This is a genomic window from Mediterraneibacter sp. NSJ-151 (genome assembly GCF_022487435.1).
Taxonomy (GTDB): Bacteria; Bacillota; Clostridia; order Lachnospirales; family Lachnospiraceae; genus Schaedlerella; species Schaedlerella hominis.
Map to the genome: position 1 here is coordinate 86,290 of NZ_JAKVPP010000003.1, position 15,295 is coordinate 101,584.

Annotated in this window: 20 protein-coding genes; 12 read left to right on the plus strand and 8 right to left on the minus strand. The window is 34.9% G+C overall.

Going from position 1 to position 15,295, the window contains the following annotated elements; genetic code table 11:
* Positions 1-7 precede the first annotated feature (7 nt).
* The 4 genes from LQE94_RS03785 to LQE94_RS03800 are packed head-to-tail and all read left to right on the plus strand — an operon-like array spanning position 8 to position 2,815.
* On the plus strand, positions 8-202 hold the full coding sequence (locus LQE94_RS03785; RefSeq protein ID WP_022075527.1) for a cell division topological specificity factor MinE: 195 nt from the start codon (positions 8-10) through the stop codon (positions 200-202).
* Between the two features lie 10 nt (positions 203-212).
* Entirely contained in the window at positions 213-1,343 is a 1,131-nt protein-coding gene (locus LQE94_RS03790) for an FtsW/RodA/SpoVE family cell cycle protein (protein WP_118736959.1), read from the plus strand.
* A gap of 16 nt (positions 1,344-1,359) precedes the next feature.
* Positions 1,360-1,755, plus strand: coding sequence for a methylglyoxal synthase (locus tag LQE94_RS03795; protein WP_022075529.1), 396 nt, complete (start codon positions 1,360-1,362; stop codon positions 1,753-1,755).
* Positions 1,739-2,815, plus strand: a complete 1,077-nt coding sequence (locus LQE94_RS03800) for a D-alanyl-D-alanine carboxypeptidase family protein (protein ID WP_330638841.1) — start codon at positions 1,739-1,741, stop codon at positions 2,813-2,815. Before LQE94_RS03795 ends, LQE94_RS03800 begins: the two co-directional genes overlap by 17 nt.
* 244 nt (positions 2,816-3,059) lie before the next feature.
* Here LQE94_RS03800 and LQE94_RS03805 read toward each other — a convergent pair whose 3' ends face one another.
* Complete coding sequence (locus LQE94_RS03805) at positions 3,060-3,263, minus strand: DUF378 domain-containing protein (RefSeq protein ID WP_117989024.1); 204 nt, start codon at positions 3,261-3,263, stop codon at positions 3,060-3,062.
* 128 nt (positions 3,264-3,391) lie between these two features.
* On the opposite strand from LQE94_RS03805, the gene LQE94_RS03810 reads away from it, so the two are divergent.
* The 7 genes from LQE94_RS03810 to LQE94_RS03840 all read left to right on the plus strand — a co-directional run bounded on the left by LQE94_RS03810 (position 3,392) and on the right by LQE94_RS03840 (position 9,134).
* Positions 3,392-4,780 carry an HlyD family efflux transporter periplasmic adaptor subunit gene (locus LQE94_RS03810; RefSeq protein WP_240577049.1) on the plus strand — a complete coding sequence of 463 codons (1,389 nt, stop codon included), beginning with the start codon at positions 3,392-3,394 and terminating at the stop codon, positions 4,778-4,780.
* Between the two features lie 25 nt (positions 4,781-4,805).
* A complete protein-coding gene (locus LQE94_RS03815; RefSeq protein WP_118723660.1) occupies positions 4,806-5,498 on the plus strand; it encodes a YggS family pyridoxal phosphate-dependent enzyme in 693 nt (230 codons plus the stop codon).
* Positions 5,499-5,560: 62 nt separating this feature from the next.
* Positions 5,561-6,109, plus strand: a complete 549-nt coding sequence (locus LQE94_RS03820) for a cell division protein SepF (protein WP_022075534.1) — start codon at positions 5,561-5,563, stop codon at positions 6,107-6,109.
* A 14-nt stretch (positions 6,110-6,123) separates the two neighbouring features.
* Positions 6,124-6,900, plus strand: a complete 777-nt coding sequence (locus tag LQE94_RS03825; protein ID WP_022075535.1) for a YlmH family RNA-binding protein — start codon at positions 6,124-6,126, stop codon at positions 6,898-6,900.
* Between the two features lie 16 nt (positions 6,901-6,916).
* A complete protein-coding gene (gene lspA, locus LQE94_RS03830) occupies positions 6,917-7,426 on the plus strand; it encodes a signal peptidase II (RefSeq protein WP_022075536.1) in 510 nt (169 codons plus the stop codon).
* 95 nt (positions 7,427-7,521) lie between these two features.
* The gene (locus tag LQE94_RS03835; protein WP_022075537.1) at positions 7,522-8,427 is read left to right on the plus strand and encodes an RluA family pseudouridine synthase; all 906 of its coding nucleotides are present in this window, start codon (positions 7,522-7,524) and stop codon (positions 8,425-8,427) included.
* Between the two features lie 65 nt (positions 8,428-8,492).
* Complete coding sequence (locus LQE94_RS03840) at positions 8,493-9,134, plus strand: cytidylate kinase-like family protein (protein ID WP_240577050.1); 642 nt, start codon at positions 8,493-8,495, stop codon at positions 9,132-9,134.
* A gap of 257 nt (positions 9,135-9,391) precedes the next feature.
* Here the strand turns inward: LQE94_RS03840 and LQE94_RS03845 are convergent, their stop codons facing one another.
* A complete protein-coding gene (locus tag LQE94_RS03845) occupies positions 9,392-10,501 on the minus strand; it encodes a tyrosine-type recombinase/integrase (RefSeq protein ID WP_240577051.1) in 1,110 nt (369 codons plus the stop codon).
* A 243-nt stretch (positions 10,502-10,744) separates the two neighbouring features.
* Positions 10,745-11,125, minus strand: coding sequence for a cell division suppressor protein YneA (gene yneA, locus LQE94_RS03850; protein WP_240577052.1), 381 nt, complete (start codon positions 11,123-11,125; stop codon positions 10,745-10,747).
* A gap of 192 nt (positions 11,126-11,317) precedes the next feature.
* Between yneA and lexA the strand changes: the two genes are divergently transcribed.
* Complete coding sequence (lexA, locus tag LQE94_RS03855; RefSeq protein ID WP_118723656.1) at positions 11,318-11,935, plus strand: transcriptional repressor LexA; 618 nt, start codon at positions 11,318-11,320, stop codon at positions 11,933-11,935.
* 113 nt (positions 11,936-12,048) lie between these two features.
* Here lexA and rsfS read toward each other — a convergent pair whose 3' ends face one another.
* The 5 genes from rsfS to obgE are packed head-to-tail and all read right to left on the minus strand — an operon-like array spanning position 12,049 to position 15,229.
* Positions 12,049-12,399: a ribosome silencing factor gene (gene rsfS / locus LQE94_RS03860; protein WP_240577053.1), complete on the minus strand. Its 351-nt coding sequence runs from the start codon at positions 12,397-12,399 to the stop codon at positions 12,049-12,051.
* Positions 12,400-12,420: 21 nt separating this feature from the next.
* A complete protein-coding gene (gene yqeK, locus LQE94_RS03865) occupies positions 12,421-12,981 on the minus strand; it encodes a bis(5'-nucleosyl)-tetraphosphatase (symmetrical) YqeK (protein WP_240577054.1) in 561 nt (186 codons plus the stop codon).
* Positions 12,959-13,600, minus strand: coding sequence for a nicotinate-nucleotide adenylyltransferase (nadD, locus tag LQE94_RS03870; RefSeq protein WP_118737258.1), 642 nt, complete (start codon positions 13,598-13,600; stop codon positions 12,959-12,961). Before nadD ends, yqeK begins: the two co-directional genes overlap by 23 nt.
* Positions 13,601-13,610: 10 nt before the next feature.
* Entirely contained in the window at positions 13,611-13,901 is a 291-nt protein-coding gene (gene yhbY / locus LQE94_RS03875; RefSeq protein ID WP_022075545.1) for a ribosome assembly RNA-binding protein YhbY, read from the minus strand.
* A 44-nt stretch (positions 13,902-13,945) separates the two neighbouring features.
* Complete coding sequence (obgE, locus tag LQE94_RS03880; RefSeq protein ID WP_022075546.1) at positions 13,946-15,229, minus strand: GTPase ObgE; 1,284 nt, start codon at positions 15,227-15,229, stop codon at positions 13,946-13,948.
* Positions 15,230-15,295: the final 66 nt, after the last annotated feature.

Below are 15,295 nucleotides of genomic sequence, written 5' to 3' on the forward strand. Positions count from 1 at the left end.
GCAATATATGAGTGTGCCATCTGTTGAGATTGCAAAAGAAAGAGTACGGTCATTAGTTGTAGCCGATAGAATGAAATGTACACCTGATATAGTAGAGAAAATGTCAAATGATATATATATTGCAATTTCTAAATATATTGATATTAAACCAGAACAGTTGGATATCGAAATTTCAAGATCAGATATACATATAAAACTATAGGAGAAAAAAAGTGAAATTTTTTATTAAAAAGCTTAAACAGCAATATCATATACAAGATTATAATTTTATTTTAATTGCACTTGTTCTTGCAATATCTATTGTTGGAATTTTTGTTGTAGGAAGCGCAAAAGATTCATATCAATTTAAACAACTACTTGGAGTACTTATTGGATTTGTTGCGATGGTGATTGTTTCATTGATTGATTATGAGTGGATATTAAAATTTTACTGGTTATTATACATCGTTAATTTAGTATTACTTGTAGCAGTGCTTTTATTCGGTGTTGAGGCAAATGGTGCAACCAGATGGTTGAATTTAGGATTTATTCAATTTCAGCCATCTGATCTGACTAAAATTTTAATGATTTTATTCTATGCACAATTTTTAAAGAAACGACATCGGGTAATCAATGATAAGTGGACGATCATCCAGGGCGTTGCACTTATCCTTCCGTCTTTAGCATTGATTTACGAGCAGCCTAACTTATCAAACACCATCTGTCTGGGCTTATTGTTCTGTGTATTGATGTTTGTAGGCGGTTTGAGTTACAAATTTATAGGAACAGTATTGGCAATCGTAGTTCCAATAGCAGTGATTTTGTTTGTGATTGTCATACAGCCAAATCAACCATTACTTCATGGATATCAGCAAAACCGAATTCTTGCATGGCTGGAGCCAGAGAAATATGAATCGGATGAAGCATATCAGCAACTAAATTCTGTTATGGCAATTGGGTCAGGACAACTAACCGGTAAAGGCTATAACAGCGATGCGACAACCTCTGTTAAAAATGGAAATTTTATTTCAGAGCCTCAAACAGATTTTATTTTTGCAATTATTGGTGAAGAATTAGGATTTGTGGGTTGTTGTAGCGTCATTATTTTGCTATTATTAATAGTAATCAGTTGTATTTCTGTTGGAATGAGGACGAAAGACGTAAGTGGAAAGCTCATTTGTTCCGGAGTAGCTGCATTGATTGGTATCCAAAGTTTTATTAATATCAGTGTAGCAACAATGCTATTCCCAAATACCGGAATTTCGCTTCCGTTTGTCAGCTACGGACAGACTTCGGTCGTCTGTTTCTATATAGGAATCGGACTTGTTCTTAATGTTGGACTTCAACAGAATAAATACCAGTAAGAGGAGTGAACTTGTAATGAATATCGGATTAGTAGCACATGATGCAAAAAAGAAACTTATGCAGAATTTCTGTATTGCATACCGAGGAATATTGAGTAAACATAATCTGTATGCAACGGAAACAACAGGTACGTTGGTTGAGAATGTTACAAACCTAACAATCCATAAATATCTTCCTGGACATTTAGGCGGAAAACAGATGTTAGGGGCACAGATTGAACATAATGATATGGATTTACTTATTTTCTTTAGAGATCCATTGACATCACGTTCTCATGAACCGGATGTCAACGATATTGTAAAGTTGTGCGATATCTATAACATACCAATTGCAACAAACATTGCCACTGCAGAGGCTTTGATTCTTGCATTAGACAGAGGAGATTTGGATTGGCGTGAAATGTACAAATAAAAACAAAAAACAGACACAGAATTCTTATGATGCAGCAAGACGAAGAAAGGCGTTGCGAAAAAGAAGACGAAGACAACAGCAGGTAGTAACCGTATTGGTTATTCTTATTTTATGTCTGACGGCTATAGGAATTGCATATTTAATCCATTCAGAATCTAAGAAAGATTATGTAATTGATTATGAGACGAAAAATTATAATAAAAGCCTATATAAAGGAGATACATTTGCAAAAGATTTATGTGTAACTTCAAACAATGTCTCATTGGAAGGATATGCAGATGACGATTCTTTGGGGGCTGCCGGTTTATTCGATATTAAAAATAATACAGTACTTTATGCAGACAATATTCATACACAGTTATATCCGGCTAGTACAACAAAAGTTATGACTGCTTATGTTGCTCTAAAATATGGAAATCTTGATGATGTTGTTACAATAAGTGAAAATGCTGTGAATTTGGACGCAGATGCACAAGTTTGCGGATTTGAAGCAGGTGATCAGGTGTCAATGTATGATTTAATGAATGGTCTGTTACTTTATTCAGGCAATGATGCAGCATTGGCAATAGCAGAACATGTTGGTGGAAGTGTAGAAGCTTTTGTTCAGAAAATGAATGAAGAGGCGAAGGCTTTAGGAGCAACTAATACGAATTTTGTTAATCCACATGGGCTTCATGATCCACAACAGTATACAACAGCTTATGACCTTTATTTAATGTTTAATGCATGCTCGAAGAATCCAACATTTATTGATATTATTTCCCAGAAATCCTACTCTGCAACGATTACATCTGCTGATGGAGATCAGTGGACAACAGAGTGGATTCCTACTAATTATTATTCGGCCGGAGAAGCAACTCCGCCAGAGGGTGTGAATGTACTTGGAGGTAAAACAGGTACAACTGATGAAGCAGGGTCTTGTGTTATTTTATATAATCAGGATATGGAATCAAATCCTTACATATCTGTAATAATGGGAGCAGATACAAAGACAATTCTTTACGATGATATGACAGCACTACTTGCTGCAGGAGTTGGAACAAAATCATCAGAAAATTAATCTCAGTTGAGAAGACTCCCACCTCTTCAGGTGGTGAGTAATAACAAATTTGTCTCAGTGGGAGTCCAATCTCCGACTGAGATAAACGCTCCGCGAGGATGCGCAGTGATTCTGATAGGAATATGTCAGCTTCGCTGACCAGAATCACGCGCCAAGTCTCACGGACGTTCGACTTGAATTAAATATAGCAAAGATGCGGAATTATATTTAATCCGCATCTTTTTTAATGTAATATTCTAAAATATTATTCTGATGTATTTTCTATTCTTCCATACAGACTAATCAGATAGAGCCCACATAATCCTACGAGTGTATAAATAATACGAGAAAGCCAGCTCATATTTCCAAATAAGAATGCAACCAAGTCAAAACGGAAAATTCCGATTAATAACCAGTTTAGTGCGCCAATGATTACAAGTGTCAAAGACGTGTTATCAAACCATTTCATTTAAATTCCTCCTTTTCCAATCAATACTCTTATTATTTGTTGAAACGCTGGAAATATACATAAAAAAATGTTATACTAGACAAGTTAATGAAGAATAAATTTAAAGGATTTCATTTGAGGAGTCTGAATTGAAACGAAAAGTAAAGAAAACAATTAATATCCGACATTATAAAAATAAACAGGAAATGAATATAGGAATTGTTCTTTTTGCGTTTATTTTTATTTATCTTGTTGTTACAATTTTTACATATGCAACCGCAAAAAGAATATCTGTATATGAAGTACGCGAGGGAAGCATTGTAAAAGATAATTCCTATACCGGACTTGTGATTAGAAAAGAGAAAGTATTTTATGCAGATGCAAGTGGTTATGTGAATTATTTTCAAGATGAAAATTCCAAGCTTCGAAAAGGTAATAATATTTATGTATTATCCCATAATAAGTTAAATATTCCAAGTGGAAATGATACAGAAGGCACCACGCTTACAAATGAAGAGCAAAATAATCTTATTTACAAAATACAGGATTTTAATGAAAGCTATACGAATGGACATTTTTCATCTGTTTATTCATTAAAAACAGAAATTAATTCGGCATTGCATGGTGCTGCGAATCAGTCAAAAACCTCACAGTTAGATGCGGTAATTGCCGGAAATTCAGATGTCATTGCTACATATCCAAGTGATTCAGATGGAATACTTGTGTTAAATGTAGATGGTTACGAAAATTTGACAGAAGATACTCTTAATAATAAAAATTTTGACAGAAGTAATTATGAGTCTACACAATTGACAGATCAGACAAAAATAAAGGCCGGTGATCCAGTATATAAAGTTGTTACGGACGAAAACTGGGATGTTTATATACAACTAGATAAAAAAACAGCAGCCAGTCTTGCAGGCATTCAGTATGTCAAAACGAGGATTAATAAGAATAACGATACCATTTGGGCAGATTTAGCAATTGTCAGAAAAGGGGACGACTATTATGGGCATTTAACTTATGATAGTGCAATGATTCAATATTCTAATAGTAGATTTTTGTCTGTAGAATTGATTCTGGATGATCAGAGTGGGTTGAAAATACCTAAAAGTGCAGTGATTGAAAAATTATTTTATACAATTCCGGGCGAGTACCTGACGACAAGCGGAAACAGTTCTTCACAGGGAGTGATGATACAAGATGGTGACTCTGTAAAATATCAAACTGTAGATATTTATTATACAGAAGCGGATGGAACTGTTTATCTAAATCCGGAAGCTTTTGAATCTGGAACAGTTCTGATTAAGACAGGGGAGTCCGGAACTCAGGAAACATATTCCTTAGGTGATCAAAGAGCTTTAAAAGGAGTCTTTTGTATTAATAAAGGATATGCCATATTTAAGACAATACAAATCCTTTGCGAAAACGATGATTATTATATCATTCAAGAAGGTACAGATTATGGCTTGAGCAATTATGATCATATTGTTCAAGACGGGCACTCTGTTACAGAAAATGAAGTAGTATTTCAGTAAGAAAAGATATATGGAGGTTTTCATAATGTTGAAAGAACAATTAAATGAAGTAGAACAAAATATCCAACAGGCTTGTGACAAAGTTTCACGCTCACGAGAGGACGTAACTTTGATCGCAGTCAGTAAAACAAAGCCTATTTCAGTGCTTCAGGAAGCATATAACCTGGGAGTACGGGTGTTTGGCGAAAACAAAGTTCAAGAATTAACTGAAAAATACGAGGCACTGCCAAAGGACATTCACTGGCATATGATTGGACATTTACAGACTAATAAAGTAAAGTATATCATTGATAAAGTTGACTTGATTCATTCTGTGGATTCTATGAAGCTTGCAGAGACAATTGAAAAAGAAGCTGCTAAAAAAAATTTGATTGCAAATATTCTAGTAGAGGTCAATGTAGCAGAAGAGGAAAGTAAATTCGGACTGAAAATGGAAGAGGTAATTCCTTTTATAGAAAAAATTTCTGTTTTTCCACATATTCGAGTATGTGGACTGATGACAATTGCGCCTTTTGTAGAAAATTCTGAAGAAAATCGTGAAATTTTCACGAATTTACGCAAATTATCTGTTGACATTAACGCAAAAAACATTGATAATGTTAATGTGAGCATACTTTCTATGGGAATGACCAATGATTATGCTGTTGCAATCGAAGAAGGTGCCACAATGGTTCGCGTTGGAACAGGGATTTTTGGTGCAAGAAATTATAATATATAAGAATATAAAGAAAGTAATGTATAAAAATATGTTGTGTATATCGCACAAGAAGGAGTGTAAACATGGGAGTGTTTGATAAGTTTCTGGACATCATGAAATTAAATGATGATTATGATGATGATTTCTATGATGAGGATGAGATGTATGACGATGACTATGAAGAAGAAAAACCTCATCGTTCATTCTTTGGAAAGAAACATACTAATAAAGAACCTGAATTTGAAGATTTTGATGCTGGAGAAGATATCGAGAATAAATTTACACCTGCAGCAAGCAGTAAAGTAACACCAATGCGTCAGCCTGCATCCAAACGTGGAGCAAGCATGGAAGTATGTGTAGTAAAACCTACTTCCGTAGATGATTCCCGAGAGATTACAGAGACTTTACTTGCAGGACGTACAGTTATCTTGAATTTAGAGGGGCTGGATCTTGAGATTGCACAGAGAATTATTGATTTTATTTCCGGTGCTACTTTTGCAATCAGTGGAAATCTTCAGAAAATTTCAAATTATATTTTCCTTGTAACACCTACAAATGTTGACATTACAGGTGATTTACAGGATTTACTTAGCGGTTCTATGGAGACATCCGCTGTGAGAGGCAGATTTTAATAAGGCAGAACAAGATGCAAAAAGAAGAACAGCTTCTGGAAAAGCATTTTATTGATTTATCCAGACAGGCATATCATCGTAATATTATTACATATTCAGATTTTTTGAATTTGAATGAACAGAATATTTTACATTCAATTCCGAAAGACAGGCTTTACACTGGGCTTATAGTTTTTGGAGGATATGATTTTGCAGAGCGTCAGATGGCAGCATTTATACCTGATGCTCTTTCTTTGCGTGATATTAAAGATTCAGATATTTTTCAATCAGAAATATCGGTTCTACATATTTCTCCTTTAAATAAGAAATACAGTGAAGCTTTGAGTCATAGAGATTATCTGGGGTCTATTTTAAATTTAGGAATAGAACGAGGGATGATTGGAGATATTCTTATTACTGATTCCGAGGCAATTGTATTTGTAAAGATGCAGATGCAGGAGTTTTTAACAGAAAATATAACTCGCATCCGTCATACGTCAGTATTAGCAACAATTGATGAATTAACGGATTTTCACTACAGCCCGCGTTATGAAGAAATAAAAGGCACTGTAGCATCAGTGCGTTTGGACAGCCTTTTATCGGTTGCATTCTCGTCTTCCAGAAGTAAATTATCAGGTCTTATAGAAGGTGGAAAAGTTTTTGTAAACGGGCGTTTGATTACTTCTAATGCATATCAAGTAAAAGAGCATGATATTATTTCTGTTCGAGGAATGGGGAAATTTGAGTTTATAGAAACACTTGCTTTTACAAAGAAAAAAAGAATTTATGTCTTAATACATAAATATGTATAGTTTAGGAGCTTGTATTATGCAGAATAAAAATAAAACTTTTCAAAGCTATATGTATGCTGTGATCTGGTGTGTAATAGCTATTTTTATTGACCAGATTACAAAATGGCTTGTAGTACACAATTTGAAGGGAAAAGACAGTATTACAATAATTCCAAACGTTTTCGAGTTGCATTATCTTGAAAATCGAGGTGCAGCATTTGGAATGTTGCAGAACAAACAGATTATATTTTTAATCGGTGCAAGTATTGTTTTAATTGCAATCGGTTATTTGTATGGAAAAATACCGCATATGTCACGTTATTTTTGGCTTCGCTTTTGTGCAGTTTTAGTTTGTGCCGGCGCAATTGGGAATATGATTGATCGAATTCGACTCAATTATGTTATTGATTTTTTCTATTTTAGTTTAATCGATTTTCCGATTTTTAATGTAGCGGATTGTTATGTTGTAGTAGCTTGTGTGCTCTTTGCGATTCTTGTCTTATTTTATTATAAAGATGAAGATTTTGCATGGGTAAGCAGAAAATAAAAAATAATCAGAGTTCATATAAAGATGGCATTACATTTTGTAATGTCACTTTCTATATTTACAGAATTATTGTAGTAGATTGGAGATAAAGAAGTATGGAGAAATTGTTCTTTACAATTGAAAAGGGCGGAGAACGTATCGATAAATATTTGTCAGAACAGCTTGAAGATATGACTCGTTCACATATTCAAAAATTAATCAAGGAAAATATGGTGCGGGTAAATGGAATGGCTGTGAAATCAAATTTTAAACTTTCAGCTTCTGATCAGATTGAAGTGGAAATTCCAGAATTGAAAGAACCGGATATCCTTCCGGAAAATATTCCTTTGGATATTTTATATGAAGATCAGGATATCCTTGTAGTAAACAAACCAAAAGGTATGGTAGTACATCCTGCACCCGGACATTATACAGGAACGCTGGTAAATGCAATCATGTACCATTGTAAGGATAATTTATCAGGAATTAACGGTGTTATGCGTCCTGGTATTGTTCATAGGATAGATATGGATACAACCGGCTCTTTATTGATATGCAAAAATGACCGTGCGCATCAGGCTCTTGCAGAGCAGCTTAAAGAACATTCTATTACAAGAAAATATCACGCTATTGTTCATGGAAGATTAAAAGAAGATGAGGGAACCATTGACAAACCGATCGGTCGCCATCCGATAGACCGAAAAAAAATGAGTGTTCACTGTACTAACGGAAGAGAAGCAATTACGCATTATCGTGTTCTGAAAAGATTTCAGCAATTTACTTATATTGAATGTCAGTTGGAAACCGGACGAACACATCAGATACGCGTGCATATGTCTAGTATCGGGCATCCGATTTTAGGGGATCAGATATATGGACCTGCAAAATGTCCTTATAAATTGCAGGGACAGACATTACACGCGAAGGTACTTGGAATCACACATCCAACAACCGGTGAATATATGGAATTCGATGCACCACTACCAGATTATTTTCAGGCTTTACTTGAAAAAATGCATTAGAACGAATATAATAAAGAGTATAGATGAGTTCGTGCATCAATACAGCGTAAAGGAGCGTGGCTAGTATGAAAACAAATACGATTATTACAATTGGAAGACAGTATGGAAGCGCTGGAAGAGAGATTGGTTATAAGATTGCTGAGGATTTCGGAATCAAACTTTATGATAAAGAAATGCTCGCCAGAGCTGCAAAGGAAAGCGGTATCTGTGAAGAGATTTTTGAAACTCACGATGAGAAGCCAACAAATAGCTTTCTCTATTCACTCGTAATGGATACATATTCTATGGGGTATGCTGGAAGCGCATATAATGATATGCCGCTCAATCATAAAGTATTCCTTGCACAGTTTGATACGATTAAGAAGATTGCAGACGAAGGTCCTTGCATTTTGGTTGGTCGTTGCGCAGATTATGCGTTGGAAGCTTATGATAATGTAGTCAGTGTATTTATTCATGCAGATTTGGAGGCAAGAATTTCCCGTATTAGTCGAATTTATGATTTACCTGCCAATAAAGCAAAAGATCGTATCGTAAAGACAGACAAGAAGAGAGCAAGTTATTATAACTATTATACAAACAAGCGTTGGGGCGATGCGGATAGTTATGAATTATGCTTGAACAGCTCAAAGCTTGGCATAGAAGGAACAGCTAAAGCAATCGAACAATATGTACTGTTTAAGGAAGGTATTTCTGATAAACAAATCTAATTTTATAATGTAAAGAATATTAAATTCAAGTCGAGCAGCCGCGAGACTTGGCGCGTGATTCTGGTCAGCGTAAGCTGACACATTCTTTACAGAATCACTGCGCATCCTCGCGGAGCGTTTATCTCAGTCGGAGATTGTACTCCCACTGAGATAAATTTGCTGTTACTCACCACCTAAAAGAGGTGGGAGTCTTCTCGACTGAGATAATAAAAGTGGAAGATAGGATAGCAGATGCTCCAGTTTCTTCCACTTTTATATTATTCTTCTCGTAATTTTACAGCTGATGCAGCCTGACGGCGTCTATCCTCATCAATTGCCGCATAATGCTTTTTCGTAGTGTTTACATCTTTATGTCCTAAAACATCTGCAACAAGATAAATATCTCCGGTTTCTTTGTATAATGCAGTGCCATAAGTGCTTCGCAATTTATGAGGGGTGATTTTTTTGTTAGGAGTTATCTGGCGGGCATATTTTTTAACCATATTTTCAACAGCCTGAACCCCCATACGTTTTCTCTGAGTAGACAGAAATAGTGCATTTTCATTACCAGGAAGAGGAGTTACAGTTTTTCTTGTTGTATACAGATAGTTCTTTAATGCATATTCGACTTCTTTACCAAAATATACAACCATTTGATTACCGCCTTTGCGGATGACTTTAACTCCGTTATTCTTAAAATCTACGTCTTGTATATCTAAGCCAACGCATTCAGAAACACGAATACCTGTTCCTAATAATAATGTAATAATTGCAAGATCTCGATTTTTTGTTTTTTCATAGTAAGCTTTTTTCTGTCCACTTAATTTGTCATCGCCGTGTTCAACAAAATCGAGTAAAAGTGCAATTTCATCTGTATCAAGTCGAACAATTGCCTTCTCGTGTAATTTTGGCATATCTACGAACAATGTCGGATTTTTAGAAATCATTTGATGTTTAAAATAATAACTATAAAAACTTCGTAAAGCTGACATTTTACGCGAAAGTCCATTTTCAGTATTTGTAATCTGTTTTTCTTCGTCATTTTTATAAACTTTTAGAAACTCAAGATATTCTTCAATGTCCACAGGCTCTAATCGCTCTAAATCGGACGTTTCAAACTGATCGACGGAGTAATTCTTATATAGTGGATTATTTTCCATTAAAAAGCGGAAAAACACGCGTATATCATATGCATAAGATATTCTTGTCTTAGCAGACGTGGTTGGTTCAATTGCCCGGAAATAATCTTTGGCAAAAGAAGGAAGCGTTTTTAATATTTCACGCAGTCTCAATGTATTATCGATATAAGTTTGTTCGTGGTAAGATTTTTCAGCAGTGTTTTCAATAAAAGTTGGTGTATTTTGAGTTTCAAGTTCTGATTCTTTCATAATGTTTAAAACCCCTTATTGATAGTAATATAGTTAGAATATAACATATTAAATATATTTTGTCTACATCTATTGGAAAAATCGGTATTTGTCGTATAGATTGAATTGCGATAACTTAGTACTCTTTTTCTATAAAACAAAAAGAACATATGGAATCATGTTTGAATTTTACTTAAACATGTCCTTATGTTCTTATCTATATGTCTATATGCACTACTAAAAGTTCTATCTAATATAAAGTTTTTATCTGGAAACAATTTGGATTCCGTTTGCATTTATGTGATACATTGCATCATATATAATGATTAATTTGTTACCAGTGTATATCTGATCACTTTGCAGATGATTTAATTCCTTCAGTTCTTTAATATATCTATCAACGCTATAACTTTCAGGTTTATATTGTTCTGCAATACTCCATAATGTATCATTCTCATGAATTGTAATACTTTTATAAAGCATCTGATTTTTTGAAACAGCAATATCTGAATCCTTTGCTGATGAGATTACACTGCCAAATCCAACCCAGCAAACAGAAACTAATAAAAATGCTGTTATAATGGATAAAATATTTCCTTTTAATCTGTTGCGATTATGTCGTTTGTTTATATTTTTTCTTTTCATAACGCTGCACTCTCCTATTTATTAAAACTATAAAGAACATCTGTTCTGGTTATAAATATAGTATACGGCACGAACATATGTTTGTCAATGAGGTTTGCTATAATATTCGAACATATTTTCGCAACAAATGTTTGCTATTTCACTTTTCCTATGATACTATAAAAATAGTAAAACAGCCGGGAGGGGATTCGTATGGCACAGGGAAAAATCAGTAAAAAGCAAGAAGAAATTTTAGAATATATCAAATCACAGATTCTGGAGCGTGGATTTCCACCTGCAGTTCGTGAAATTTGCGAGGCAGTTAATTTAAAGTCTACGTCCTCAGTACACTCTCACCTTGAGACATTGGAGAAGAACGGATACATACATAGAGATCCGACGAAGCCACGTGCAATTGAAATTTTAGATGATACATTTAATTTGACCAGACGTGAGATGGTCAATGTACCGATAATCGGTCGTGTTGCCGCAGGTGAGCCATTACTTGCACAGCAGAATATTGAGAATTATTTTCCGATTCCGGCAGAGATGATGCCTAATAAACAGACTTTTCTGTTACAAGTACAAGGGGAAAGTATGATTAATGCAGGAATCTTAAATGGTGATTATATCCTCGTACAACAGCAACAGACAGCGGATAATGGAGATAAGGTAGTCGCATTAATAGATGATGGTGCTACAGTAAAGACGTTCTATCGTGAAGAGGGAATCATTCGTTTGCAGCCGGAGAATGATTTTATGGATCCGATTATTGTGAAGGATTGTACTATTCTTGGCAAAGTGATTGGTGTGTTCCGATTCTTTAAGTAGAGTTTTAGAAGACAAAAGACTTTCTTTACTTATGATACATATTATTTATTAATAAAAGGTTACACCTCAATGTTACTAAAATAGCATTAAGGTGTAACCTTTATTTTCATCTCTTATAACTCATCAAAAGTGATTTCTTTTCCATCTCTCCAGATTCTTTCTAAATCATAGAAAAGACGATTTTCACGATCAAATATATGAACGATAAGATCGCCGAAATCAAGAAGTACCCAGTTCCCATTGCTGTATCCTTCTCGTTGTTTTAAGGAATATCCTGCTTTGTGAAGCTCTTCTTCCACATTATCAACCAATGCCTGGACCTGGCTGGAGTTTGTACCATTTGCAATGATAAAATAGTCTGCTAAGACAGAAATTCCTTCCAGATTGATAATCTTAATATCTTCACCTTTTTTTTCATCTAAAGCCTGATATGCGATTTTTACCATTTTTCTTGCCTGTTCCATTGTCTGCCTCCCTTTAACGCATTATTTTGAATAATACTCATATGTTTTTGCTGTCATCGGATCGATTGGTCTTTTCTGCCATTTTAAGTATTCTAATGTATTTTTGGCACATAAACTTACTGCATGGTCAATATCTGTAAATGCTTCTTTTCTTACTTCGGTAAGACCAGGAATCATTTTTCTTCCTGGTTCAATATAATCCGATAAATAAATGATTTTATCCAGCATAGTCATATTTGGGCGTCCGGTAGTGTGATAAAGGATAGCGTTAATTACACGTTCATTATCCACTTTATATTTTTCTTTTGCAAGATAGGCTCCGAGCTTTGCATGAATTAAAGGAAGAACTTGTAATTCTGCCTCCGATAATTCAATTTTATATTTTTTACATAGCTCGACCTGTTCTTCAGAAGAAGTAAATTTTCCACAATCATGCAACAATCCGGCAAGCATTGCTTCTTGAATATCTTGTTCGTAACGCATTGCCATGGCAGCTGCGGTATACATAACACCCTTTGTATGACGATAACGGTCAGGTTTTAATTTCTTCTCTAATTTTTTACTTATCTTGTCTAAATCCATTTTTGTTTTTCCCTTTTGTAACATACAATCTGTTTTCTTTGATGTATTCATCTACGGCATCAGGAACCATGAAGTGTACACTTAATCCTTTTGCTGCACGTTTTCGTATAACCGTTGAAGAGATTTCAAGAAGTGGGGCCTGTAATAATTGTATTTTAGCCCCATATATTTGTTTCAAATAATTGATTTGCATACGCATATCTTCAATGTCTTTATCATCACGCATAGCAGCTAAAATTGTACAAGTAGGAAATATTTCCTCAAAATATCTCCAGTGTTCGATTGTAAACAATGAATCTGCTCCAAGAATAAAGTAGAAATCATCTTCCGGATATAATTCATTTAATTCCTGCATTGTCTTATAAGTATAAGAGTGCAAGCTTTCATTTGCTTCATGCAAACAAATTTTAAAATAAGGTATATTTTGAATTGCACGGCGAACCATTTCTATACGATGTCGTAATGCATCTTTCATGTCTTCAGCTTTTTTGTGTGGTGGATTTCCATTTGGAAGAAACCATATTTCATCTAGTCCAAAATCTTCATAGGCAAATTCGCCAAGCAGTAAATGTCCAATGTGAATTGGATCAAAGGTTCCACCCATAATTCCTATTTTCATCCGTTATCACCTATGGTAAAACAATTTTTTTCTTGTTGTCTTTTCCTTCTTTATAAAGAACAATTTTCTTTCCGATTACCTGTACGATTTGAGCGTGTGTACGTTCAGCAACCATCTCAGCTAATTCACGTGGATCATCAGCACAGTTTTGTAACACACTGATTTTAATCAATTCTCTGGCGTCTAAAGCTTCTGAAATTGCCTGCGTAAGTCCAGGGTTCATACTGGATTTACCAATCTGAAAAATCGGATCAATTGTCATAGCAAGACCTTTTAAATAAGCTCTCTGTTTTGATGTCATTTTTATTCTCCTATTAATTTTATTATATCAATTACGGGTTCCTTTTATTTATAATAGTCAAATTGCAGACCATACATTTTTACAGTATCGCCCTCTTCTATTCCGGCAGCTTCAAGTTTTTCAAGGATACCGGTATCTTTTAAGAAACGTTGGAAGAATGCAAAACCTTTCTCTGAATCCAAGTTCGTATATCCAAGCATTTTTTCAATTTTAGGGCCTTCAACCACATACATATCATCCACTTTTTCGACAGTGTATGGAAGTTCTTCATAAATAAGTTCATCTTCAGGGAAGAATTCCTGCTCAAAAATAACTGTTTCAGTTCCAATCTTCTGAAGTTCCTCGCTTACATAATACAACAATTCCTGAATACCTTTTCCGGATACTCCGGAAATTGGAAATACTTTGATTCCCTTTGGTTCAAATTCTGCTTTTAAAAGTTCAACCGGGTCTTCATCTTCTGAGTAGATTAAATCTGTTTTGTTTGCTGCAATTACTTGTGGGCGCTTTGCAATTTCAGGGTTATAAGCTTCCAATTCTGCGTTGATTTTATAAATATCTTCAATTGGATTTCGACCTTCAATTCCGGCAGCATCAACAACGTGGATCATCATTTTTGTACGTTCAATATGACGTAAAAATTCATGTCCTAACCCGACACCTTCGGAAGCACCTTCAATCAGACCAGGAATATCTGCCATAACAAATCCTTTTCCGTTTGGAAGGTCAACCACTCCGAGATTTGGATTTAATGTTGTGAAATGATAATTTGCTATCTTAGGATCAGCATTTGTTACTCGGGAAAGAAGAGTTGATTTTCCAACATTAGGAAATCCAATCAACCCAACATCTGCGATTACTTTTAATTCTAATGTTACTTCCATTTCCATAGCAGGCTGTCCTGGCTGTGCATATTTAGGAACCTGCATAGTAGCTGTTGCAAAATGCTGATTACCTAGTCCGCCTTTTCCGCCTTTTAAGATAATCTGGCGACGATTTTCACCTGACATATCTGCAACAACCTTACCTGTATTTGCTTCTTTGATTACAGTTCCTTCTGGAACTTTTAATACAACATCTTTACCATCTTTTCCGTGGCAACGGCGTTTTCCACCTTCTTCACCATCACCGGCTGCAAATTTTCTTTTGTGACGATAATCATAAAGCGTATTTAATCCTTCATCTACTTCAAAAATTAAATCTCCGCCTTTTCCACCATCGCCGCCGTCTGGGCCACCATTTGCTACATATAATTCGCGTCGGAAACTTACATGACCATTTCCGCCTTTTCCAGAGCGAATCATAATTTTTGCTCTATCTGCAAACATCGCGATCACCTCTCTTATTTTTGGGTTATTTAATATCAGTGTAACATACTTATATATAGTATCTGC